Source organism: Bradyrhizobium sp. LA6.8, from assembly GCF_040547935.1.
Classification (GTDB): Bacteria; Pseudomonadota; Alphaproteobacteria; order Rhizobiales; family Xanthobacteraceae; genus Bradyrhizobium; species Bradyrhizobium barranii.
This window is the reverse complement of record NZ_JBEPQQ010000003.1, coordinates 1154477-1177976: the sequence shown is the minus strand read 5'-3', so window position 1 is coordinate 1177976 and position 23500 is coordinate 1154477. Positions and strand designations below refer to the sequence as shown.

The 23500-nt window shown below is 62.9% G+C and carries 23 protein-coding genes; 12 read left to right on the top strand and 11 right to left on the bottom strand.

The window, feature by feature from the left end; genetic code table 11:
• Positions 1-96 precede the first annotated feature (96 nt).
• A complete protein-coding gene (locus tag ABIA90_RS19515; protein WP_334523025.1) occupies positions 97-972 on the top strand; it encodes an SDR family oxidoreductase in 876 nt (291 codons plus the stop codon).
• A gap of 11 nt (positions 973-983) precedes the next feature.
• On the opposite strand, the gene ABIA90_RS19510 is transcribed toward ABIA90_RS19515, so the two are convergent.
• On the bottom strand, positions 984-1997 hold the full coding sequence (locus ABIA90_RS19510; protein ID WP_354117741.1) for an NADP-dependent oxidoreductase: 1014 nt from the start codon (positions 1995-1997) through the stop codon (positions 984-986).
• A 122-nt stretch (positions 1998-2119) separates the two neighbouring features.
• Between ABIA90_RS19510 and ABIA90_RS19505 the strand changes: the two genes are divergently transcribed.
• From ABIA90_RS19505 to ABIA90_RS19495, 3 genes are read left to right on the top strand one after another with little or no spacing between them, the layout of a single operon-like run.
• A complete protein-coding gene (locus ABIA90_RS19505) occupies positions 2120-2572 on the top strand; it encodes a MaoC family dehydratase (protein ID WP_354117742.1) in 453 nt (150 codons plus the stop codon).
• Positions 2569-3450, top strand: a complete 882-nt coding sequence (locus tag ABIA90_RS19500) for an HpcH/HpaI aldolase/citrate lyase family protein (RefSeq protein ID WP_354117743.1) — start codon at positions 2569-2571, stop codon at positions 3448-3450. Before ABIA90_RS19505 ends, ABIA90_RS19500 begins: the two co-directional genes overlap by 4 nt.
• Positions 3443-4627 (top strand): acyl-CoA dehydrogenase family protein, encoded by a 1185-nt coding sequence (locus tag ABIA90_RS19495; protein ID WP_354117744.1) that lies wholly within the window; start codon positions 3443-3445, stop codon positions 4625-4627. Before ABIA90_RS19500 ends, ABIA90_RS19495 begins: the two co-directional genes overlap by 8 nt.
• A gap of 18 nt (positions 4628-4645) precedes the next feature.
• Here the strand turns inward: ABIA90_RS19495 and ABIA90_RS19490 are convergent, their stop codons facing one another.
• From ABIA90_RS19490 to ABIA90_RS19470, 5 genes are all read right to left on the bottom strand, one after another.
• Positions 4646-5791, bottom strand: a complete 1146-nt coding sequence (locus ABIA90_RS19490; RefSeq protein ID WP_354117745.1) for an acyl-CoA dehydrogenase family protein — start codon at positions 5789-5791, stop codon at positions 4646-4648.
• A 24-nt stretch (positions 5792-5815) separates the two neighbouring features.
• Positions 5816-6745, bottom strand: coding sequence for a 3,5-dioxohexanoate:acetyl-CoA acetone transferase (kce, locus tag ABIA90_RS19485; RefSeq protein WP_354117746.1), 930 nt, complete (start codon positions 6743-6745; stop codon positions 5816-5818).
• Between the two features lie 42 nt (positions 6746-6787).
• Entirely contained in the window at positions 6788-7579 is a 792-nt protein-coding gene (locus ABIA90_RS19480; protein WP_354117747.1) for an enoyl-CoA hydratase-related protein, read from the bottom strand.
• 40 nt (positions 7580-7619) lie between these two features.
• On the bottom strand, positions 7620-8378 hold the full coding sequence (locus ABIA90_RS19475; RefSeq protein ID WP_354117748.1) for an SDR family oxidoreductase: 759 nt from the start codon (positions 8376-8378) through the stop codon (positions 7620-7622).
• 70 nt (positions 8379-8448) lie between these two features.
• Positions 8449-9627 (bottom strand): acyl-CoA dehydrogenase family protein, encoded by a 1179-nt coding sequence (locus ABIA90_RS19470; RefSeq protein ID WP_354117749.1) that lies wholly within the window; start codon positions 9625-9627, stop codon positions 8449-8451.
• A gap of 125 nt (positions 9628-9752) precedes the next feature.
• Here ABIA90_RS19470 and ABIA90_RS19465 point away from each other — a divergent pair, with 125 nt between their 5' ends.
• Positions 9753-11051 (top strand): enoyl-CoA hydratase-related protein, encoded by a 1299-nt coding sequence (locus ABIA90_RS19465; protein ID WP_354117750.1) that lies wholly within the window; start codon positions 9753-9755, stop codon positions 11049-11051.
• Between the two features lie 26 nt (positions 11052-11077).
• Complete coding sequence (locus tag ABIA90_RS19460) at positions 11078-12268, top strand: CaiB/BaiF CoA transferase family protein (RefSeq protein ID WP_354122464.1); 1191 nt, start codon at positions 11078-11080, stop codon at positions 12266-12268.
• Between the two features lie 41 nt (positions 12269-12309).
• Here the strand turns inward: ABIA90_RS19460 and ABIA90_RS19455 are convergent, their stop codons facing one another.
• The 3 genes from ABIA90_RS19455 to ABIA90_RS19445 all read right to left on the bottom strand — a co-directional run bounded on the left by ABIA90_RS19455 (position 12310) and on the right by ABIA90_RS19445 (position 15124).
• Complete coding sequence (locus tag ABIA90_RS19455) at positions 12310-12699, bottom strand: Zn-ribbon domain-containing OB-fold protein (protein WP_354117751.1); 390 nt, start codon at positions 12697-12699, stop codon at positions 12310-12312.
• Entirely contained in the window at positions 12699-13856 is a 1158-nt protein-coding gene (locus tag ABIA90_RS19450; protein ID WP_354117752.1) for a thiolase family protein, read from the bottom strand. The genes ABIA90_RS19455 and ABIA90_RS19450 overlap by 1 nt, the downstream gene beginning before the upstream one ends.
• Positions 13857-13927: 71 nt before the next feature.
• A complete protein-coding gene (locus ABIA90_RS19445; RefSeq protein ID WP_354117753.1) occupies positions 13928-15124 on the bottom strand; it encodes an ABC transporter substrate-binding protein in 1197 nt (398 codons plus the stop codon).
• A 264-nt stretch (positions 15125-15388) separates the two neighbouring features.
• Here ABIA90_RS19445 and ABIA90_RS19440 point away from each other — a divergent pair, with 264 nt between their 5' ends.
• Entirely contained in the window at positions 15389-16561 is a 1173-nt protein-coding gene (locus ABIA90_RS19440) for a phosphotransferase (protein WP_354117754.1), read from the top strand.
• Between the two features lie 26 nt (positions 16562-16587).
• On the opposite strand, the gene ABIA90_RS19435 is transcribed toward ABIA90_RS19440, so the two are convergent.
• Positions 16588-17454: a MaoC/PaaZ C-terminal domain-containing protein gene (locus ABIA90_RS19435; RefSeq protein WP_354117755.1), complete on the bottom strand. Its 867-nt coding sequence runs from the start codon at positions 17452-17454 to the stop codon at positions 16588-16590.
• A gap of 387 nt (positions 17455-17841) precedes the next feature.
• On the opposite strand from ABIA90_RS19435, the gene ABIA90_RS19430 reads away from it, so the two are divergent.
• From ABIA90_RS19430 to ABIA90_RS19410, 5 genes are all read left to right on the top strand, one after another.
• The gene (locus tag ABIA90_RS19430; RefSeq protein WP_354117756.1) at positions 17842-18699 is read left to right on the top strand and encodes a branched-chain amino acid ABC transporter permease; all 858 of its coding nucleotides are present in this window, start codon (positions 17842-17844) and stop codon (positions 18697-18699) included.
• 68 nt (positions 18700-18767) lie between these two features.
• Positions 18768-19730: a branched-chain amino acid ABC transporter permease gene (locus ABIA90_RS19425; protein WP_354117757.1), complete on the top strand. Its 963-nt coding sequence runs from the start codon at positions 18768-18770 to the stop codon at positions 19728-19730.
• A 1-nt stretch (position 19731) separates the two neighbouring features.
• On the top strand, positions 19732-20430 hold the full coding sequence (locus tag ABIA90_RS19420) for an ABC transporter ATP-binding protein (protein ID WP_354117758.1): 699 nt from the start codon (positions 19732-19734) through the stop codon (positions 20428-20430).
• A complete protein-coding gene (locus ABIA90_RS19415) occupies positions 20427-21122 on the top strand; it encodes an ABC transporter ATP-binding protein (protein WP_354117759.1) in 696 nt (231 codons plus the stop codon). Before ABIA90_RS19420 ends, ABIA90_RS19415 begins: the two co-directional genes overlap by 4 nt.
• 33 nt (positions 21123-21155) lie before the next feature.
• Positions 21156-22358, top strand: a complete 1203-nt coding sequence (locus tag ABIA90_RS19410; protein WP_354117760.1) for an ABC transporter substrate-binding protein — start codon at positions 21156-21158, stop codon at positions 22356-22358.
• Between the two features lie 19 nt (positions 22359-22377).
• Here the strand turns inward: ABIA90_RS19410 and ABIA90_RS19405 are convergent, their stop codons facing one another.
• Entirely contained in the window at positions 22378-23397 is a 1020-nt protein-coding gene (locus ABIA90_RS19405) for a zinc-binding dehydrogenase (protein WP_354117761.1), read from the bottom strand.
• Between the last annotated feature and the right edge of the window lie 103 nt (positions 23398-23500).

Genomic DNA, 23500 nt, shown 5'->3' with positions numbered 1-23500 from the left:
ATATAGTGTACGATTCGTCGAGCGCAATGCTCGTCGAGGCCGCCGACCGATCGAGGCTGCAACGGCTGTCGCCAATAATCTTCAGGGAGCCGCAGAATGCCATATCAATCCGTGTTCAGGCCGGATCTGTTCAAGGGGCAGACGATCATCGTCACCGGTGGCGGCAGCGGGATCGGGCGCTGCACCGCCCATGAACTCGCCGCCCTCGGGGCGAACGTGGCGATCCTCGGCCGGACCGTGGAGAAGCTCGTCGAGGTGCAGCGCGAGATCGAGGAGGATGGCGGGCAGGCGATGAGCCACGCCTGTGACATCCGCGACGAGACCATGGTGGTCGGCGCCGTCGACGCCGTGCTGGCGCGCTATGGCCGCATCGATGGCCTGATCAACAATGCGGGCGGGCAGTTTCGGGCGCCCTTGAAGGCGATCTCGACCAAGGGATTCGAGGCGGTCGTGCGCAACAATCTGACCGGCGGCTTCATCTTCATGCGCGAGGTCTATAACCGCTGGATGGAGGCCAATGGCGGGGCGATCGTCAACATCATCGCCGATATCTGGCACGGCTGGCCCGAGTTCGGCCATTCGGCCGCCGCCCGCGGTGGCATGCTGACCCTGACCGAGACGGCCGCCTGCGAATGGTCGGCCTCGGGTGTCCGCGTCAACGCGGTCGCGCCCGGCGGCATCGTGTCGAGCGGCTTCGATACCTACACGCCGGAGATGCAGAAGAAGCTGCATGATTTCACCGAGCGCGTGCCGCTGCAGCGGTTTGGAACGGAAGCGGAGATATCGGCCGCTATCACCTACCTGCTGTCGCCGGCGGCGGCCTATATCACCGGGTCCTGTCTTCGCGTCGACGGCGGCACGCCCAACGCGCGCACGACCTGGAAGCTCGAGCCGCACAGCCGCAGCGCGCCGTTCGAAGGCTTCCATCGCGCGAAGCTGCCGGAGGTGATGAAGCACAAGGCCAGCGCGTAGCTCGCTTCGGCTCAGTCGACCGCGATGATCAGCTTGCCATGGTTCTCGCCACGGTAAAGTTGCGCGATGGCGCCGGGCGCGTGTTCGAGACCCGGCAGGATCTCTTCGTCGTGGACGATCTTGCCGGCCAGCGCCAGTTCGGCAAGGCGAGCCGCGGCCGCTTCGAACTCGGCGAGATGATCGAAGATGATGAAGCCGGACCAGCGCAGGCGGCGGGTGAGAATTTCGCGCTCGGGACGCGGACCGGTGGGGACGGGGGTCCAGGACGCATTCGCGGCGGTGCCGCACTGGATCACGCGCCCGCGCAGCCGCATGGTGCGGATCGCGGCGTCGGCGATCGCTCCGCCGGTGTTGTCGAAGAAGATGTCGTTGCCGTCGGGACACGCCGCGCGGATGGCCGCGCCGAGATCAGTCGCCTCGCGGTAGTTGATCATGTCCTGATAGCCGTAGCGCGCTTTTGCTTGCGCGGCCTTGTCGTCCGAACTGGTCAACCCGACCGCGCGGCAGCCGGCGATGTGTGCGAGCTGGCCGACAAAGCTTCCGACGCTGCCGGCTGCCGTCGAGACCAGCACATGCTCGCCGGGCTTGGGTTCGCCCAGACCATGAAGGGCGAGATAGGCGGTGATGCCGTTCATGCCGAGCACGCTCAGATTGGCGCTGAGCGGCAGGCTGGACGGAACGACGCGGCGCTGCACCGAGTCCGGCGTCGTGACGCAATAGCGCTGCCAGCCAAACCATCCGTAGACGTGCTCACCGGGTCGATATCCCGGCACGTTGCTCTCGAGGATCTCGCCGACCGCGAGCGCACGCATCGGCGTGTCGAGCGGCACGGGTGCGCTGTAGTTCCCTTCGTCATTGGCCCATCCGCGTTGCGCCGGATCGACCGACAGATAACGATTTGCAATCAGGAACTGGCCATCGCCGAGTGGGGCGACCGGTTCCGTGACCAGCGAAAAGTGCTCGGGTTGCGGTATCCCACGCGGCCTCGCCACGAGCCGCACCTGCCGATTTTCACGAAGGGTCATGAGCGATCCTCATAAGTCGTACGCTTGTGTACGATATGACTATACGGTAGAAATCGGACGGGAGACAAGGAGGTCCCGGCAAGAGGCTGCCGGACCCCGGCGAGACATCAAGAGGCAAGCAAATGGCGGGGCTCTACTTCGAGCAGTTTTCGGTCGGGCAAACCTTTGTCCATGAGATCCGGCGCACCGTGACCGACATGGACAACATCCTGTTTTCGTCGCTGACCTATAATCCTGCGGCGGTGCACATCGACCATGAATATGCCAAGGGCACCGAGTTCGGAAAGCCCCTGATGAATTCGATCTTCACGCTCGGCCTCATCATCGGCCTGTCGGTGCAGGACACGACGCTGGGAACCACCGTCGGCAATCTCGGCATGGAGGACACAAAATTCCCGCGTCCTGTGTTTGCCGGCGACACGCTGCGCGCCGAGACCAAGGTTGTCGCTGTCAGAGAAAGCAAATCGCGACCGACGCAGGGCATTGTCACGTTCGAGCATCGCGGCTTCAATCAGCGCGATGAAGAGGTGGTCTACTGCCGCAGGAGCGGACTGATGATGCGGAGGCCGGCATGAAATTACGCTCACTCCTCTTCGTACCGGCTGACAGCGAACGCAAATTCGCCAAGGCCAATGGGATAGGCGCCGACGCGCTGATCCTCGATCTCGAGGACTCCGTGGCCCCCGGCCGAAAGGCATTTGCCCGCGGCGCCGTCAAGGAGTTACTGGGCGGCGGGCCCCGGGACTGGTCATTCCTCGTTCGCATCAATCCATTCGGCACCGGGCTGACGTTGGAGGATCTGGCGGCGGTTGTTCGTCCAGGGCTCGATGGCATCCTGATCCCGAAGGTCAACGGCATCGAGGATGTCGACCTCGTATCGCACTACGTCGATGTGCTGGAAGTCGCGACGGGTGTGGCGCCTGGTCACATCAAGCTCCTGGTCGTCGCGACCGAGACGCCGGCTGCGATGATCGGCTTCAATGGCTATGCCCGCAAGAACAAGCGGCTAGCGGCGATGACCTGGGGCGGCGAGGATCTGAGCGCAGCGCTCGGCGCGCTGACGCCGCGCGAAGCTGACGGCAGTTGGACCTTTCCCTACCAAGTGGCCCGCGCGCAGTGCCTGTTTGCCGCTGGTGCTGCCGATGCGGCGGCGCTCGAAACCCTGTACGTCGACTTCAGGGATCAGCAGGGGCTGGCTGAAAGCTGCAAGATCGCCCGCCGCGACGGCTTTGTCGGCCGGATTGCGATCCACCCCGATCAGGTCGCGACCATCAACGCCTGCTTCACGCCGTCGGAGGCCGATCTTGCACAGGCGCGTCGTGTCGTCGCGGCGTTCGCCGCAGCACCCGATGTCGGAACGGTCGGGATCGACGGGAAAATGTACGACATTCCGCATCTGGTCGCGGCACGAAGAACCTTGGCGTCGGTCGGAGAGGGCGGCTCAAATGGATAGATCGTTCGCAAATCAGCTCGACGTGCCGGACGATCACGCCGCGATCCGCGAGGGCGTGCGCGCCGTGGTCTCGCGTTTCGACGACGAATACTGGCTGGCACGCGATGACGACGGCGAATTTCCGCGTGCGTTCCACCGCGCGATGGCGGATGCGGGCTGGCTCGGCATCACCATGCCGGAAGAATATGGCGGCTCCGGGCTCGGCGTCACCGAGGCCGCGATCATGATGCACGAGGTGGCGAGCCATGGCGGCGGCATGACGTCGGCATCCGCCGTGCATATCAATCTGTTCGGACCGCACCCGATCGTGGTGAAGGGAACGGACGACCAGAAGCGGCGCTGGGTGCCGCGGCTGGTCGCAGGCGACGACCAGTGCTGCTTCGGCTTCACCGAGCCGGACGCTGGGTTGAACACCACGCGCATCAAGACCTTCGCCGAGAAGGTGCCGGGCGGCTATCTCGTGCACGGCCAGAAGGTCTGGACGTCAACGGCGCAGATCGCCAACAAGATCATGCTTCTGACCCGAACCACCAAATTCGAGGATTGCAAGCGGCCGACCGACGGCATCACCATTTTCTACACCGATCTCGACCGTTCGAAGATCGAGGTGCGCCGAATCCCGAAGATGGGACGCAAGGCGGTCGATTCCAACGCCATCTTCATCGATGGTCTATTCATTCCGGAGGCCGACCGGATCGGCGAGGAAGGCAAGGGCTTTTCCTACATCCTGCACAGCCTCAATCCCGAACGTATCCTGATCGCGGCCGAGGCCATCGGCATTGGTCAGGACGCCCTGCGCCGGGCAACGCGCTACGCCAGGGAGCGCGTGGTGTTCGACCGTCCGATCGGCCAAAATCAGTCGATCCAGCATCCCCTCGCCGAGAACTGGATGTATCTGGAGTCGGCGTGGTTGATGGCGATGCGTGCCGCCTGGCTCTACGATTCGGACAAGCCGTGCGGCGCCGAAGCCAACAGCGCCAAATTGCTCGGCGCGCGCGCCGGCCACGATGCGGCCTGGCAGGCCATCATGACCCATGGCGGCTTCGGCTATGCCAAGGAATATCACGTCGAGCGGCTGTTCCGCGAAGTCTCGATCACCCGGCTCGCGCCGATCACGGAGCAACTCATCCTGAGCTTCATCGCCGAGAAGGTGCTCGATTTACCGAAGAGCTATTGAGCCACGCTATGGCGTGCGTCAGAGGTTGCGCGAGATCAACTCTCGCATGATCTCCGACGTGCCGCCATAGATGCGCAGGACGCGCGCATCCGCAAACAACCGGCAGATCTCGTATTCGCGCATGAAGCCGTAGCCGCCGAAGAATTGCAGGCACTGGTCGACGAGACGTCCATGCATCTCGGTGACCCAGAGCTTTGCCGTCGATGCGGCATAGGTGCTCAACTCACCACGAATGTGCTGGCTCAGGCACTGGTCGACATAGGCCCAGCCGACCTGGAGGTCCGACTTGAGATCGGCCAACTTGAAGCGCGTGTTCTGATAGGTTCCGATCGCCTGTCCAAACGCCTTGCGCTCGAGCACATAGGCCTTGGTGATGTCGAACGCCTTTTGTGCCGACGCGATCGAGTGAAGCGCGATCGTCAGGCGCTCCTGCGGCAACTCGCTCATCAGCGCGCCCATCGCGCCACCTTCGGACCCCAGCAGATTACTCACGGGAACGCGGACCTGGTCGAAGAACAGCTCCGAGGTGTCGGAGGAGAGATGGCCGAGCTTGTCGAGGTTGCGGCCGTGCCGGAAACCGGGGCGGTCGGTCTCGACCAGGATCAGGCTCATGCCGCGTGAACCGCCGTCTGGGTTGGTGCGGGTGACCGCGATGACGAGGTCGCACATCTGGCCGTTCGAGATGAAGGTCTTCTGGCCGGAGATGACGTAGTCCTCGCCGTCCCGAACCGCGCGTGTGCGAATGCCTTGCAGGTCGCTGCCGGTGCCGGGCTCGGTCATCGCGATCGCGCAGACGATCTCGCCCGAGACGATGCGCGGCAGCCACTTTGTCTTCTGCTCCTCGGTCCCGTAACTCAGGAGATAGCCGCAGCAGACGTCGTTATGGACCGAGAAGTCGGTCGCTGGCCCCGCAAAGCCGGAATAAGCGAGCTCCTCGATGACGACGGCATTGTGGCGGAAGTCGCCGCCGATGCCACCATGCTGTTCGGGCACTTGCGGGCAGAGCAGGCCGGCATCGCCCGCCGCCGGCCACAGCGCGCGATCAATGATTCCGGCCTTCTCCCATTCCTGGAAGTGCGGCGCGATCTTCGCCGCGGCGAAGCGGCGGACGCTTTCGCGCAGGAGTGCGTGTTCTTCGTCGTAGACCGGGCGATGTGGCAACATGTCTGTCGAGCCGTCGGTTGAGCCCTAGAAGGCGACCTTGTCGCCGCCCTTGAGCTGGAGGATCTCGCGTGCATCGTCCGGGCTCGCGATCGCGAGCCCGAGGCCTTCGATGATCTTGCGGACCTGCGTCACTTGCGCCGCATTGGTTTCGGCGAGGCGGCCAGAGCCGATCCACAAACTGTCTTCCAGGCCGACACGGACGTTGCCGCCCATCGCCGCCGCCATGGCCGCGACCTGCATCTGGGCGCGGCCGGCGCCGAGCACCGACCAGCGGTAATTGTCGCCGAACAGTCGATCGGCGGTCCGCTTCATGTGCATGACATCGTCCGGATGGGAGCCGATGCCGCCGAGCAATCCAAAACAGGTCTGGATAAACAGCGGCGCCTTCACCAGGCCCTCGGTCCAGAAATAATGCAGGTTATAGAGATGGCTGGTGTCGTAGCACTCGAACTCGTATCGGGCGCCGGAGCTGTTCAGCGTTTCCAGCGCGTAGCGGATATCCTTGAACGAGTTGCGAAAGACGAGGTCGTGGGAGCCTTCCAGCATCTGCGGCTCCCAGTCATGCTTGAACGACTTGTAGCGTTTCAGCATGGGGAACAGGCCGAAATTCATCGAGCCCATGTTGAGGCTTGCGACCTCCGGCTTCCAGGTCGCCGCCGGGCGCACGCGCTCTTCCACCGTCATGTAGGGCGAGCCGCCGGTCGTCAGGTTGACGACGACGTTGGAGCTCTGCTTGATGACGCGCAGGAACGGCTCAAAGGCTTCCGGCGATTGATCCGGTCTGCCGTCGGTGGGATTGCGGGCGTGCAGATGCACGATCGCTGCCCCCGCCGCCGCAGCGCCGAGCGCGGACTCGGCGATCTCGGCCGATGTCACCGGCAAATGCGGTGACATCGAGGGCGTGTGGATTGATCCCGTGACCGCGCAGGAGATGATGACCTTGTGGGGCGCCATGGCCGCTCCCTCAGCTTGCGATCGCTATCGGCGCATAGGCCGTCATGTGAACTTATGGAAGTCCGGGTCGCGCTTCTCGTTGAAGGCCGCGACGCCTTCCTTCGACTCCGCCGTGTCGTAGAACATCTTGACGGCGTGCAGCGCGAAATTGCTGATACCGCGGATGTTGTCGGAATCGGCGTTGAAGGATCGCTTGGCGAGCGCGATGGCGGTCGGCGAGCGCTGCGCGAGCTTGTCGGTCCAGTCCTTCACGGCGGCGTCGAGCTGCGCCATGGGCACGACCTTGTTGACCAAACCCATCTCGCGTGCCTGCTCGGCGGTGTAGCGTTCGTTGAGAAACCAGATCTCGCGGGCCTTCTTGTCGCCGACGTGACGAGCCAGGAAGGCCGTTCCCCAACCGGCATCGACCGAGCCGACCTTGGGGCCGACTTGGCCGAATTGGGCATGATCCGCAGCGATGGTGAGATCGCAAAGTGTTGCGAGCACGTTGCCACCACCGATCGCAAAGCCGTTGACCCTGGCGATCACGGGTTTCGGCACGTCGCGGATCAAGCCCTGGATTTCGTCGATCGGCAGTCCCACCACGCCGCGGCCGTCATACTGGCCTTCATGCGCGGATTGATCACCGCCGGTGCAGAAGGCTTTTTCGCCGGCGCCGGTCAGGACGATGCTTGCGACCTTTCGGTCGTTGGCGGCGAGGTGGAAGGCCTGGATGAGCTCCTCGAGCGTCTGGCCGCGGAAGGCGTTATAGACCTTGGGCCGGTTGATGATGATCCACGCGGCGCGGTCGCGGACTTCATAGATGACGTCGGTGAATTGCTTGGGGTCGGTCATAGCGTTTCCTTGGCGTTTTCTTGGCGTTTCCTGGCGCGATCTAGATCATGTTCATTCCGCCGGAGACGGAAATGGTTTGCCCGGTGATGAATTTGCCGTCGTCGGAAGCGAGCATCGCGACGATCCCGCCGTAATCGTCGGGTTCGCCCATCCGCTTGAGCGGGATGCCCCTGACCATGGCATCCTTCCATTTCACCGCGTGCTCGCCTTCGCCAAGGACCGCCGCCATCATCGGCGTGTTGGTCGGACCGGGGCAGACGGCGTTGAGCAGGACATTTTTGCGCGCCAGCTCGCGTGCCAGCGACTTGGTGAAGGAAATCAGCCCGCCCTTGCAGGCGGAGTAGACCGCCTCGTCACTGGTGCCGACGCGTGCGGCATCGGAGGCGATGTTGACGATGCGGCCGCCGCCACGCTCGGCCATCAACGGCGCAATCGCCTTGTGGGTATTGAGCGGGCCATAGAGGTTGATGCGGATGATCTTGTCCCAGAGCTCCCTGTCGGTCTTCAGGAACGGCATCGGCCGATCCCAGCCGGCATTGTTGACCAGGAGCCAGATTGGGCCGAGCTCGGCTTCGACCTTGGCAACCGCGGCGTCGACGGAAGCCGCGTCGCCGACGTCGACCGCGTAGGTCTTGATGACGGCCTGCGGCACGAGCTTCGCGGTTTCCTCACCGCCTTGTGGGTTGATGTCGAAGATCGCGATCTTGCAGCCTTCTTCAGCCAGCCGCAGTGTCAATCCTCGTCCGATGCCCTGTCCGCCGCCGGTCACGACGGCTACTTTTCCCGATAGGCCCTTCAACGCTGATCTCCCTTGTCGTTTATATTTTTGCCGGCGACCTTCGATGCCTCGAAGGCGATGGGAAGGCCTATCAGGCCGACCCGTTTCTCTGAATGTCGTATCCTCGCTGCGAGTACATTTGCCGCGCGATGATCGTCTTCATGATCTCGATCGAGCCTCCGGCGATCTTCACCACCCGCGCATCGGCATAGGCCCTGGCGATCGGGTATTCCCACATATAGCCCCAGCCGCCGAACAACTGGAGGCATTCATCGACGGCCTCGCAGTGCAGCTCCGAGGTGAACATCTTGGCCATGGCGGCATCGACGGGATCGAGCTTGCCCTCCATGAACAGGGCAATGCACTTGTCGGTGAAGACGCGGGCGACAGTCGCTTTGGTCTTGAGCTCGGCGAGCTTGAACTGGGTGTTCTGGAAATCGGCGAGCTTCTGGCCGAACGCGCTGCGTTCGGAGGTATATTGCAGCGTCCAGTCGATCACGGTCTCGGTGACGGTCGCCGAGCGAATGGCTTGCGCCAGACGCTCCTGCGACAGTTTGGTCATCATCTGCGCAAAACCCCTGCCTTCCGCCCCCAGCATGTTGCTGGCGGGAATGCGGACATTGTCGAAGAATAGCTCGGACGTATCTTGCGCCCTCATGCCGAGCTTCTCCAGATTCCGGCCGCGCTTGAAGCCGTCCCGGTTGCTCTCGACGATGAACAGCGTCACGCCCTTGGCGCCGGCCTGGCTGTCGGTCTTGGTCGCCAGCACGATGAAGTCGCAAAGCTGACCGTTGGAAATGAAGACCTTCTGGCCGTTGATCACGAAGTCATCGCCGTCACGCGAAGCGCGGGTCCGGATCGCCTTGAGATCGCTGCCGGCATGGGGTTCCGTCATGCCCAGCGAGCCGATGGCCTCGCCCGAGACCATCTTGGGCAGCCATTTGCGCTTTTGCGCCTCGCTGCCGAACGACAGCAGATAGGTCGCGACGAGGTCGGTATGGATAAGAAAGCCGGGGCCGCTCGCGCCAGCGCGCCAGAGTTCTTCGAACACGACCACGTCGAAGAGATAGTCGAGACCCATGCCGCCATATTCTTCTGGCACGGTGCAGCACAAGAGGCCGGCGGCGCCAGCCTTCAGCCAGAGGTCCCGCGGAACAATACCGTCCTCTTCCCATTGGGCGTGGAAGGGCACGATCTCGCGGTCGACGAAGCGACGTACCGTCTGCCGGAAAATCTCATGTTCTTCGCGAAAGATCGTGCGCTCGATCATTGTAAAAACGCGTCCCGTCTGATTTAGTTTGCTAGTGTACCGTATTGCGATTGGGTATACAACCGGAAACCAGATCAGCGCAAGGGCGATCGTACACCTATGAACTGTTACCAGGGGAGGGAAGGATGCCGATTGGACCGGAGCTGAAGCAATTTCGAACCGAGATGTCGACGAGCGGCGTCCTGCACCTGATCTTCGACATGCCCGGCCGCTCGATGAACGTGTTCTCGAACGCCGCGATCGACGAAATTGGCCTATTCGCAGACTGGCTCAAGCAAAGCGATGTGATCGGCGTCGTCATCAGCTCCGGCAAGCCCACGGCGTTCTGCGCAGGCGCGGATCTCGCGGAGCTGGAGACTGCCTATGACATGATCATGGCAGCGCCATCCGCCGAACGCGATCGTCTCGCTTTTGATCATTTCTTCCGGCTGAGCCACGGCTTGCGCCGGCTCGAGACCGCCGGCAAGCCGATTGCCGTGGCCGTTGCTGGCCTTGCCCTGGGAGGCGGCTGCGAGTTCGCTCTTGCCGCGCATCACAGGGTGATCGCCGATCACCCGCAGGCGACCTTCGGTCTTCCGGAGTCGCTGGTCGGCTTGCTGCCAGGCGGAGGCGGAACCCAGCGGCTGCCGCGCTTGATCGGGATTGAGGCTGCGCTGCCGGTGTTGCTCGACGGCGCACGCATCGGAGGGCAGGCGGCTATTGCGGCCGGACTTGCGGATGAATTGGTGGGGCCGAGCGAAGAGGTGGCCGCCGCCGAGCGCTGGGTCTTGTCGCAGCCGGCAGCCACGCAGCCGTGGGATCGGCCGGACTGGTGTGCGGCGGACGGGTCGCGCGTCGCGGCAAATATCGGAGCAAGCCGGAGCAAAATGTTGGCAGAGACGCTCGGCCACTATCCGGCCCCATCGGCCATTCTCGACTGCGTCGAGCAGGGCTTTCCGCAAGACTTTGATAGCGCCATCCGGACCGAGATGCAGATCTTCGCAAAGCTGATCCAGAGGCGGGAGCCTCGCAACATGATCAGGACATTGTTTCTCGGAAGGCTCGATTACGAACGGCTGAAGAAGAAGGGCATGAATCCCCGGATCACGGAAGCCGTTGCCGCGATCTCGAACGTGCTTGGTGCTCAATCCGAGCGCGGCAAGGAACTCTCCGATGCCTTCGCGCGTGCAGGTTTTCGCGTCGAGCAGCCGCGCCGGGCCGACTTCGACGGCCGCATCACTGATGCCGTCTATTGGCATGACGACGAGCCGAGGACCTGGGGCAAGGACCTCTTGCGCGCGCGGCTGGTGGACGCCGAAGCCGCAGCCGCGGGCTGGCGCACACAGCTTGACGAAGCGGAGCGGCGGGCCGCCGACTATGTCCTGGTCACACAGGCAGGCTTCCCCGCCTATCTCGGCGGATTGTTCGCCGCAGGACTGAACTAGTCGAGCCCTCGGCAAGGAGAGAAATCGTGCCAAAACCTCTTGACGGTATCAAGGTTCTCGATCTTTCGAAGGTGCTCGCAGGTCCGCTCTGCGCGCAATATCTCGGCGATCTCGGCGCCGAAGTCATCAAGGTCGAAGCGGTGGGGCAGGGAGATGAGACGCGCGGCTGGCCGCCCTTTCCCGCGCCCGGCCTCGGCACGGTGTTTCTGAGTGCCAATCGCAACAAGCGAAGCATTGCGATCAATATGAAGTCGGACAAGGGGCGGAAGCTCGTGCACGAGCTCGCTCGATCCTCCGACGTCGCCATTGAAAGCTTCGGCACTGGAGTTGCCGAGCGGCTGGGCATCGATGCAGCAAGCCTTTGCGCGCTCAACGACCGGCTGGTCCATTGCAGCATCTCCGGATTCGGCCGGACCGGACCTCTAAAAAATTCGCCCGGGTACGATGTGATCCTGCAGGCCTTCGGCGGCATCATGTCGATGACCGGCGACGAGGGCGGCGGCTATATCCGGAGCCCTATCTCGCCGATCGACCAGATGACCGGCGTGCATGCTTTCAGCGGCATCCTCGCCAGCCTGTTTGCGCGTGAGAAGTCGGGCAAGGGCGCAGCGATCCAGGTATCGCTGTTCGATACTGCGCTTGGGATTCTGGGCTACAATCTCCAGACCTTCTGGGAGCGGGGGACGCAACCGGCCAAATGTGGCTCCAGCCATGAGTCGCTGTGCCCATACCAGGCGTTCGAGGCTTCGGACGGACCGATCATGATCGGGGTGGCCAACGACAATCTGTGGCGCAAGTTCTGCGGCGTCGCCGGCCTCAACGCGATCGTGGATGACCCGAAATTCCGGACCAATGCGGAACGGGTCAAGCATCGCGCCGAGACGCTTCAGCATGTGCAATCGGTGATCGCCACCAACACCGTTGCGCACTGGAATGAGGCGCTGAATGAAGTCGGCATTCCCTGTTCACCGATCAATACGCTTGCCCAGCTTCTGGATCATCCGCATACAAAAGCGGACAAGCTGATCATGCAGTACGAACATCCCGCGGCTGGCCGCTTGAATTGCGTCGGCCATCCCGTGACATTCGTCGGGGAGGAGCGCGCTCCCGGGCTGCCCCCGCCCACCCTTGGGCAACATACCGATGATGTCCTGAAGGAAATGGGCCTTTCCGACGCGACCATTGCCGAATTGCGCCGGGATGAGATCATCAGTTGATGATCCCTGCACCGCGGCAGCCGCGCCGGTGCTTCCTGGTGTCAGACGGGTGTGAAGAACGGTAGTGGCGCGCCATCCGTCGGCTTGAACACCACCTTCACCTTCTGGCCGATCTTTAGCTTCTCAAGATCGCAATCCACAAAGTTTGTCTGCAACGACGGCCCTTCCTTCAGCGTGACGTAGCCGATCGCATAGGGACCGGTTGGCGACTTCCGCATCAAGCTGTAGGTGTAGATCGTGGCCTCGCCCGAAGCTTCTTCCCACACCGTCTTGTCTGAATAGCAGAACGGGCAGATCGCGCGCGGGAAGTAGTGCGCCTCGCCGCAGGCGGTGCAGCGCTTGATCATGAACTTGCCCTGCTTGGCTGCGTCCCAGAACGCGGCGGTCTCGGGATTGGTCACCGGGGCCGAATATTTCCTTGCATCTGCCATCACACGCGCTCCAGAATGGCCGTCGAGGCGGCGTGGCGAACTCCCAAAAGGCCGCCGGTGCCGTGAGCGATGGCGAGATCGCAATTCTTGACCTGCACCTTCGGATGCGCCTCACCGCGCAGCTGCCGCACGGCCTCGATGATCTTGGTCATGCCGCCGCGATTGACCGGATGGTTGCTGCACAGGCCGCCGCCGTCGGTGTTGAACGGCAGCTTGCCGACGCCCGAGATCAGATTGCCGTCGGCGACGAATTTTCCGCCCTCGCCCTTGCTGCAGAAGCCGAGGTCCTCGAGCTGCATCAGCACCGTGATAGTGAAGCTGTCGTAGATCGAGGCGTATTTGACGTCCTTTGGCGTCACGCCGGCCTCCTCGAAGGCGCGTGGGCCGGACCAGATTCCGGCAGAATAGGTCAGATCGAGATCCTTGCCGCCGTTCGGACCCTTCATCGCTTCGCCGTGACCGATCAACCGGACCAGCGGCTTCTTCAGGCTTCGGGCGACGTCCGGAGAGGTCACGATCAATGCGCCCCCACCATCGGTGACGACGCAGCAATCGAGCCGGTGCAAGGGATCGGAGATCATCGGCGAGTTCACGACGTCCTCGACGGTGACGACGTCTTTCAGCATCGCATGCGGATTGTATTGTGCGTGATGCGAGGCCGCGACCTTGATCCAGGCGAGCTGCTCAGAGGTGGTGCCATAGTCGTGCATGTGACGCATCGCGCACATGCCATAGGCATTGTGGGTGGTCGCGCCATAGGCCGTCTCGAAATCGGCCTCGGCGCCGGGTGCGCGTGGTGGGGTGTGGCTGGTGCGCGGCTTGCCCGCGAGCGTGATCAGGGCAACCGAGCATTTGCCCGCGGCAATGGCTTCGGCCGCATGGCCAAGCTGGATGATGTAGGAGGAGCCGCCGGTATCGGTGCTATCGATATGGCGGAGCTTTTTGGTGTTGAGGCCGAGATAATCGACCATCGGCCAGGCGCCGCCCGGTGCGTCGCCGGACAGAAAATACCCATCAATGTCGTCCTTGCTCAGCCCGGCGTCCTCGATCGCGCCCTTGGTAACCTCGGCATGGAGCTGGGCGGTGGATTTGTCTGGCGCATGCCGGGTCGGGTGTTCGTAGATCCCGGCAATGTAGGCCTTACCCTTGATGGTCAACTCGTTCTCCGCTGGCGTTTTCGGTTGGACCTGCCGGGCCATGCCCGACAGGCCTGGAATTGATCCCGACGCTACTCTTCGAGCAGCTTCCAGGACGTCTTTTCGAAGATAGCCATGCGCAGGGTGCGGTAGGGCGCGTAGTTTTCCTTCGAATTGGTAAGCTCAATTCCCGGAAGCAGCATGCCGACGCGCTCCTTGTTGAAGCTCGTCGCCTGGGCGAGCAAGTTCTCACGTGTCAGATTGTCACCGCACCGCTCGAGTCCCTTCGCGATTGCTTGCGCATTGATGTATCCGGACAGCGCGATGAAATCGTTCGGGCTGTCGTTCGGGGCCCATTTCTTCATGAAGGCGACATAGTCCTTCACGTCCGGGTCGTCGGCCCAGGCCGGATCGCCGGCTTGCTTGGTGAACTGGGTTGTGTAGGCGCCCTGGACGTTTTCGAGTCCGGCGGGGGTGAGAACGCCCTGGATCGAGTTGACTGGGCTCGCCAGGAACTGAGCCGGCTTCCAGTTCAGCTCATTGGCTTTCTTGATCGCCTGCGCCGCGAATTTTGGCGTTGCGAAATAGACGATCGTATCGGCGCCGGCGGCCTTGAGCTTGAGGACTTCGGAATCGACGGTCGGATAGCTCAGCTCATAGGGTGCTTCTGCCACGATCTTCGCCGTGCTGTCGGGGCCCAGGCCGGCCTTGAAGCCGGTGAGGTAGTCCTTGCCATAGTCGTCGTTCTGATAGAGCACCGCGATCTTTGCGTTCGGTATCTTCTTGACGATGAACTTGCCGAATGTGGCACCCTCCATCTCGAACGCCGGATAGAACGGGACGGTCCAGGGAAAACTGTGCGGGTCGTTGAAGCGCCGGCCGCCGGCTGAAATGAAGACCTGCGGCACCTTGTTCTGGTTGAGGTACTTTTGGACGGCGATGTTGGGTACGGTGCCAACTGTTCCCACTTCGGCAAGAACACCGTCGTCGTCGACCAGCTTGCGGGTCTGTTCGATCGCCTTTGGCGGGCTGAACGCATTATCCTGCGAGATCAGGTTCACCTTCCTGCCGTTGATGCCCCCCTTCTCGTTCAACATCTGAAAATAGCCGGTCATGACGCGGCCATAGCTGGAAAAAGCGGACGCTGGCCCGCTGTAGGGGATGGTCTGGCCGATCTTGATTTCCGTGTCGGTGACACCCGGGCCGTACTGCTTTTCACCGGCTCGAGCGCCGAAGACGGCGCCGCCGAGGACAAGGGCCGAAACGCCGGCCAGTATCGCGATCCTCATGTTTTCTCCCATGTCGTTCTTTTTTGGTGTAGCCGCGTGCAGTAGGCGCAACAAGTACACATGTATATCATATCGTAAGAAACGAAAATAGACAGGCGCTGAAAATCAGCGGCCACTACGCCGCCGCGTTGCCAAACTGCGGCACGCGAAAACCAATGCGCCGTCTTGAACCTGAGCTCGATTGTGCTATAGATCGTACATAAGCGTACTAATTATCGGCTGCGCCACGCTCGAGACTGGTTGCCGCCGGCGAAGGGAGGAACCATGGCTGCTTCGGGCGCAACGGCGCTGGCTGCGCTGAAGATCGGCGGACGCGTTGCCTTTGAACGGCTGGTTCGGCCGAAGGCGCGCCGGCTCGAGGATGTTCCTTGCTCGCCCGACGCCATCACGCCCGAGTGGCTGACGGCCGTGCTCTGCCAGAAGGTCCCTGAAGCCGTCGTAACGGGAGTCGTCGTCAAGCCGGCCAGCGCCGGAACGCACGAACGCCATCAACTGCTTGTCAGTTACAACGAGGCCGGCCAGCGCGCAGGCCTGCCAAGGTCGATGTTCACCAAGTCGCTGCCGAGCGTCGTCACGCGCATGATCGGCGGATTCAACGGCACCGCACGGGTCGAAGGCCGATTCTACATGCAGCTGCGGCCGCAGCTCGAGATCGAGGCGCCGATCGGCTATCACGCCGCGTTCGACCGTCAGACGTTTGCCTCGATCCTGCTCCTCGAAGACATGGTTGCAACAAAATCGGCGACGTTCTGCAACCACCGGACCTACGTCTCTCGCGAGACGGCGGAGGACATGATCGATGTTCTCGCCTCACTGCACGCGCGCTTCCACGGCGATGGAGAGCTCGCGACGCGGTATCGCTTTGTCGCGAGCTATCCGCGATGGTTCACGATCGGTGCGGAAAAGATGAGCCTTGAGTACTATACGCGAAAGGCCTTCGACGCCGCCTCTCACGTCATGCCCGAAAGCATCCTGGCGCAGCGTGATGCGGTCTGGCCTGCTGCCATGAACGCCCTGGCCGTGCACGACAGCGAACCGCAGGGATTGATCCATTCCGACGTACATATCGGCAACTGGTACCGCACCGGAGCGGGGAAGATGGGCCTGTGCGACTGGCAATGCCTCGCCCGCGGTCATTGGTCGCGGGACTTCGCCTACGCCGTCACAGCGGCGCTGACGCCCGACGACCGCCGCAAGTGGGAGAAGGATCTGCTGCTGCGCTATCTCGACCGGTTTGCTGCATTGACCGGCAGCAAGCCGGACTTTGACCGGAGCTTTCTGCATTATCGCCAGCAAATGGTGCATGCCTTGCTGATGTGGACCATTACGTTGTGCCACTCGCCGCTATTGCCGAACATGCAATCGGAGCAGACGACACTCGCGATGATGGAGCGGATCTCGACGGCGATGGCTGACCTGGATTCGCTTCGCAGCTGACCTGGTTCCTGATCCGGCGCGACGCTTCAACTTGTCGCAAGCCGGCATTCGCCGCGATCGAGCACCATCATTTGCCGCTCGACGGCCCACGCTCTGAAGCGGATGGTCTCGTCTTCCTCGAACATCTCGATCCGGATCGTGTCGCCGGGGAAGGCGGGCGAGACAAATCGCACCGCCATTGCGCCTATCCGCTCCGGATGCCCCGGCGCATAGCGCTTCAGGACGGCGCGGCAGGCCAGACCCATCGTGTTCAAACCGTGCGAAATCGGTTGGCCGAAGCCGGCCTCGTGGGCGACGACGGGGTCGGCGTGGATGGGCATGTAATCCCTGCTGACAAGTCGATACAGCAGGGCCGCCTGACGCGGGGTGCGGTACGCGATGGCGGCGCTCGGTTTGGCGCCGGTGCCGATCCTTGCGAGCTCGCCGGGCGGCGTACCGTGGCTGCCGCAGCCGCCGTCGCCACGCAGAAAGTCAGTTGCACGCAGGCTGGCCAGTCGTTCGCCGCTGGCGTGATCGAACAGCTCGGTATCGAAATAGAGCAGGGCGCCGTGCGCCGATCCCTTATCCGCGATGGCGCTCACTCGATGCTCGGCACGGACCGATCCGCTTGCAGAGAGAGGGCGATGCAGCGCGAACCGTTGCTCCCCGTGCAGAGCCTTGGTCCAGGCGATCCCTGTCTGTGGCTCGGCGATCCAGAGCGGCGGCCAGCCAAGTGTGACGCACATGCTGGGGACGGCTTGCTGATCGCGGCCTTCGTAGACGTAAGCCAGTTCGTCCTCATCCAACGGATCATCGCCAATGCCAAGGCCAAGCGCGTACAGGGCGCAATCACGCCAATCGTAGGACTGATGGATCGGCTCGAAGTGCCGCGCGAGGACGTGATCAAGATTCATGCGCGTGCTCCTGGCAATGCCTGATCGTTGAGGCCGTGAGAGGCACGGCCGCTGAATCCAAAATATCGTTGCGGTGCGTACGAGTTTCGTCAAGGCGTTCCTGAAAGCAGATGCTGCCAGGCGCATGATGCCGCAGCGCGCGGGTCCGATTAGGGTTTGCGGCGAACATCAGTATATGATAAGCCAGTGTACTAATCGGGCATCGAACCCGAAGTCGTCCGGCAGGACGGGGAAATGCTGAAGGCCGGCGTTCCGCCCGATTTGAATATCGGCGGCGGACGCCGGGCAATGGCGGGAGGGCCGTTTGCGAGGTCAGGCGCGCGGATTGGCGGTGCACCGGATGGCCGTGTGCCACCGTGCGATGCAGCGTGACGGGGGAGCATCGTCGTGATCGCATTGCTGATCGCGAACTCGCTGGCGCTCGCTTCGCTGCTGATCATGCTGTCGAGCGGGCTCGCCTTGATCTATGGCCTGCGCGACGTCATCAATTTCGGCCATGGCGCGATCTATATGTTTGGCGCCTATCTCGGCTACACCATCGCCCTTGTCGGCGGGTTCTGGCTGGCGCTGCTTGTCGTTCCGATCCTGCTCGCGCTTCTCGGCATCGCTTTCGAGTACCTGGCGCTGCGGCCGCTGCAGAGAAGGTCGCATATCGAGGTGGCGCTGGTCACCCTGGGGTTGGGCATCATCCTTGGGCAGGTCATCATCTATTTTTACGGCGGCGAGGCGCGCAGCGTGGATGCGCCGAAAATCCTCTCCGGCTCGATTACCGTCCTGAACCTCTCCTATCCCGTCTATCGCCTCTTTCTGATCGTGATGGGGCTTGGCTCGTGCGCGCTGCTTGCAGTTTGGCTCCGGTATACGCCGTCCGGACTGTATGTCCGCGCTGTGAGCCAGGATCCATCGGTGGCACGGATGATGGGCATCGATGCCGATCGCCTGAGCCTGCTCGTCACCAGCCTCAGCGCCGCCTTCGCCGGGATCGCCGGCGTGTTGGCCGGGCCTTATCTGTCGATCGATCCGGGGATGGACGTCGCGATGATCGTGAACTGCCTGATCATTGTGGTGATCGGCGGCACCGGCAGCATTGGGGGTGCGATCGTTGCGGCGTTGCTGTTCGGTTTCGTTCAGGTGGCGGGATCGGTCTTTCTGCCCAACCTTGCGGCGCTCGTTCCCTACATCCTGCTGATGGTCGTGCTGCTCGTCGCGCCCGGCGGCATCGGACGCGGGAGGGTGCTGAGTTGAGCAATGGCGCGATGACCGGTGACTTGCACGGGACGACGGCGGGATCCCTCGGTGGTCAATTCTCGCGCATGTCGCTTGCGATTGTCGCCGGCGCAGTTGGGCTAGGGGCTGGTGCCCTTGTCCCGACCTACCTTGCCAGTGACTTTGCGCTTCGGCTCGGCAGCGAGGGTTTGCTGCTCGGTATGCTGGCGCTCAGCGTCGCCTTCCTGATGAGCCAGGCTGGACTGGTGGCGCTCGGCGCAGCCAGCATCTATGGCGGCGCCGGATATCTGTTCGCGATCGGCATGAGCGAGTGGGGCCTGACGCCGATGGCCGCCTTGTGCGTCGGCTTCCTGATCATCGTCGCCTACGCAACAGTTCTGGGCGCCTTGATCGTCCGGACCAACCCGCTCGCCTTCATGATGCTGACGCTCGCTGCTGGCGAGATGCTCAGCCACGCCGTTCTGCTCGAGGGATTACGCGATTACACCGGGGGCGCCGACGGGCTGGTGGTGCGGATGAAGGGAACGATCCTCGGCATCGACGTCGCGGAGTTTGCCAATCCGGCGCGCTTCTGGTCGCTGGCCTGGGTCGCGGCGTGTTTAATCGGACTGGCGTTTTGGTTGGTCGCCCGCTCACGTCTCGGCGCGGTCCTCCGCGCCGTGCGAGAGAATGAGGAGCGCATGCGCTTCTCCGGATTCAACACCTTCGTCCCCAGACTGGCCGCCTATGTGCTCGTCAATATCGTGGCCGCCATAGCCGGCTTCCTGCACGTGCTCAATGCCGGCTTCGTCTCACCCGAGAGCCTCGGGCTTTCGGTCAGCACCAATGCCTTGGTCGCAGCGCTGATGGGCGGCATTGCCGGCGCGTTCGGCCCAATCCTGGGCGGGCTGATCTTTTCTTTTGCGCAGGATGAATTTGGCGCACGCGGGCTCACGCAGCTCCTGACCGGCATCGCCATCGTCGTGTTCATCGTCTTGTTTCCGCGCGGGGTCGTCGGCGGGCTATCAAGCGCGTTGCGGCTGCTCGGCTGGCGGCGGGAGGCCCCCTGACATGCTCAGGATCGAGAAGCTATCGGTAAGCTATGGCTCGGTGCGGGCGCTGACGGACGTCGATCTCGAGGTGAGTGGCGATGGCCTGCTACACGGTGTCATCGGACCGAATGGCGCCGGAAAGTCCACGCTGCTCGACGCGATCTGCGGTCGCCGGCGTCCGACCGCTGGAAGCGTGCGCTATTGCAATGAGGATATCACGCGGCGTTCGATCGCCTGGCGCCGACGCCAGGGCATGGCCCGATCGTTCCAGCGCACCAGTGTGTTCCAGGACCTGACCGTCCATGAGCAACTCCAGTTGGTCGCACGGCATCTCGGCGATGACAGGCTGGATGACGTAATCGAGGTCATGGACCTCGGCGGCTATCTCAGCCAGAAGGCCGGACGCATCGCCTATGGCGTGCAGCGTCGTGTCGACGTCGCGCTGGCCCTGATCGGAAGGCCACGTCTTCTGCTGATGGATGAGCCCGGAGCCGGCCTGTCGGCGACGGAGACGCTGCGTCTGTTTGAGCATGTACGCGACCTCGTGCGGGAGCGCGGGATTGCTGCCATCGTGGTCGAGCATGATGTCGATGCGATCTTCGCCTGCTGCAACATGGTCACCGTTCTCGATCTCGGCCGGCATCTGGCGACGGGGTCGCCCAACGCGATCCGGGCCGATCGTCGGGTCATCGCGGCTTATCTGGGGACCGCGGCATGAGCGCGCTGCGGATCGAGTCCCTTGTTGCCGGCTATGGTGCATCCACCGTGCTGCGCGGCATCGACCTTACGGTCGAAGAAGGGGAATCGGTCGCCTTGGTCGGCCGTAACGGAGCGGGCAAGTCCACGCTGCTGCTCTCGGTGTTCCGCGAGACGAATATTCTCTCCGGCGCCATCTGGGTCCACGACCGCCGGATCGACGGCTTGCCGGGCTATACCGCTGCGAAGCTCGGCGTTGCCATCGCGCCGCAGGGACGGCGCATCCTGCCGAACCTCACGGTGAGGGAGAACCTGCTGCTCAGCAGAGCGACCGGCAGGGCAGGGCACTGGAGCCTGAAGACCATCTTCGATCTTTTCCCGGTGCTGGAGGAGCGCGCCGATCGGCTCGGCACCATGCTGAGCGGCGGTCAGCAGCAGATGTTGGCGATCGGCCGCGCTCTTATGGCCAATCCGAGTCTCATTCTTCTCGATGAGCCGTCGGAAGGTCTTTCGCCGGTGCTGATCGATGGACTGGTCGAGACGCTCAACCGCATCCGCGGTGCCGGCACCGGCGTGCTCGTGGTCGAGCAGCACCTCAGCCTCGTGAAGCGTGCGACGGATCGATTCGTGATCCTGGCGAAGGGAGAAGTTGTCGGGGCGGGTGCCATCGGCTCCATCGGTGAGCCGGAGAACCAGGCGTTGATGGCCGTATAGCCGAGCATCAGAAAAAGTGAAGGGGAGTGAGAAATGAAGACCATCGGTCCAGCTTTGCGCGCGGTGACGATCGGCGCCGCAATGTCTATCGCAGTTACGACGGCGGCTTTGGCCGAGGACACCGTCAAGATCGGCGTGCTGCTGATCGACAGTGGACCCCTCGCCGGGTTGAAGGACACCCAGGTCAAGGCGGTCAACCTTGCGATCGAACAGATCAATGCCGCCGGCGGGGCCGCGGGCAAGAAGCTGGAGGCGACTTTCATTTCCTACCCGGGCACGCCCGACACCGCGGTCGACGGTGCCACCCGCGCGGTCCAGAAGGATGGCGCGATGTTCATCACCGGCATGGACACGTCGGCGGTGACGCCGGCTCTGCAAGCCAAGCTTCCCGCGTTGAAAGTCCTGATGCTGGAGGTGATGGCCAACGCTGACGGGCTGACCGGAAAGAACTGTTCGCCAAACTACTTCCGCGTCAACGCCAACGACTCCATGATCATGGGAGCCTTCAGGGAGTTCCTGAAGGATCAGGGCATCAAGAAGTGGGACATTCTTGCCGTCGACTATGCCGCCGGGCGCGACTCCGCAGACAAGTTCAAGGGGTTGGTGACCTCCCAGGGCGGCACCGTCGGTAAGGTGCTGTTTTCTCCGTCTGGCACGCCTGACTTCGGTGCCAAGATTTCGGAACTGGGGGCAGACCCCGCTGACGGCTTGTTCGTGACGATCTTCGGCAGCGACGCCATCAATCTCGCCAAGCAGCAGCAGCAATTCGGCCTGTTCAAGAAATACAAGATGGTGCTGGGCAATTCCTTCGTGATTCCGCAAACGCTGCCCGCGCAAGGCGAGACGGTGCTCGGCGTCTATCAGAACATCGGCTTCGTCGCCGGTTTTCCCGGCGCGCAAGCCGAAGCGTTCGTGAAAGCCTACAAGGAAAAATACAACGGGGAGCTGCCGCCTTACACCAGTGCCGACCAATACGCGGCGATCGAGCTCATGGCTGCCGCGCTGCGGAAGGCCAATTCGACCGATATCAACGCGGTGCGCGCCGCGCTGTCAGGCCTCAAGACTGAAACGGTTCTCGGCGATGTCGAAGTCCGGGCGGGCGATCATCAGACCGCGCGGCGGATGGCGATCAGCCAGATCGCAATCGGGGCTGACGGAAAGCCCGGTTATCAGATCAAGAAGCTCGAGCCAGGGCAGGACATCATTCCTCCGGTGGATCCCGCTTGCAAGATGTGACCGTCTCGGTGCGATGGGGCTAGGCCACGAGCGACAGTTTGCCGAACTGTGCGCCGGAGGCGAGGCGCGCAAGGGCCGAGCCGACATCTGCCATTGCAAACGATGAATCGATCACGGGCCTGGTCAGGCCGCGATTGAATACATCGAGCAATTGGCGGAATTCGCTGACGCTGCCGCCGGTCGAGCCATAGATCTCGAGCTGGCGAATGAACAATCGTTGCAGATCGGCCGGCGGATTGGAGCCGGTCGTGGCGCCACATGTGATGAGGCGCCCGCCGCGGCGCAACGAGCGCAAGGATTCGCCCCAGCTCGCTTCGCCGACGCTGTCGATCACCATGTCGACGCCGCCGCCACTCATCTCCTGGACGGCAGCGGAAACCCGATCGCGCCGGTAATTGACGCCGCCGTCTGCGCCTAACGTCTTCGCCCTGGCGATTTTCTCGTCGCTGGAGGAGGTGACGAAGACGCGGGCGCCCGCGATTTTCGCCAGTTGGAGGCAGGCAACTGCGACGCCTCCGCCAATGCCGACGATCAGGACGCTTTCGCCGGGTTGCAGCGCCCGTTTGCCGAACAGCATCCGCCAGGCCGTCAGATGGCCCGTCATCAGGGCACCTGCCGCCACGAGGTCGGCGTCATCGGGGAGGGGAAAGAAGCAGGCGCTGGGCATGGCGATGTAGTCGGCAAAGCCACCATGCCGATGCTCGCCCATGATCTTCACGTTCTCGCAGAGCGGCTGGTCGCCTGCCTGGCAGTAACGGCATCTGCCGCAATAGGCCTCGGAGAAGAGAACAGCCTTCATGCCTGGTTTCAGTCCGGTACCGGGGGCGGCTTCGACGATCTCGCCGGCGGCTTCGACCCCCATCACCTGCGGCAACGCATGGGTGATCCCGTTGCCGTTGTCGCGCATGTAGAGATCGACGCGATTGACAGAAGAGGCCGCGACCCTGAGCACAGACTCTCCCGGAGCCGGCACGGGATCCGGAAAATCCCGCCAGGTCACGCCATCGATCCCGCGCCGTTCCAGAACCGCCGCCTTCATTGCGACCTCCCTCGTTGGTTCGGAATAACTAATGCACTAGCACACGAAATGGAAACAAGCCGATATTCGAAACCTGGGCAACCCTGCCCATTTAGGTGTTGCA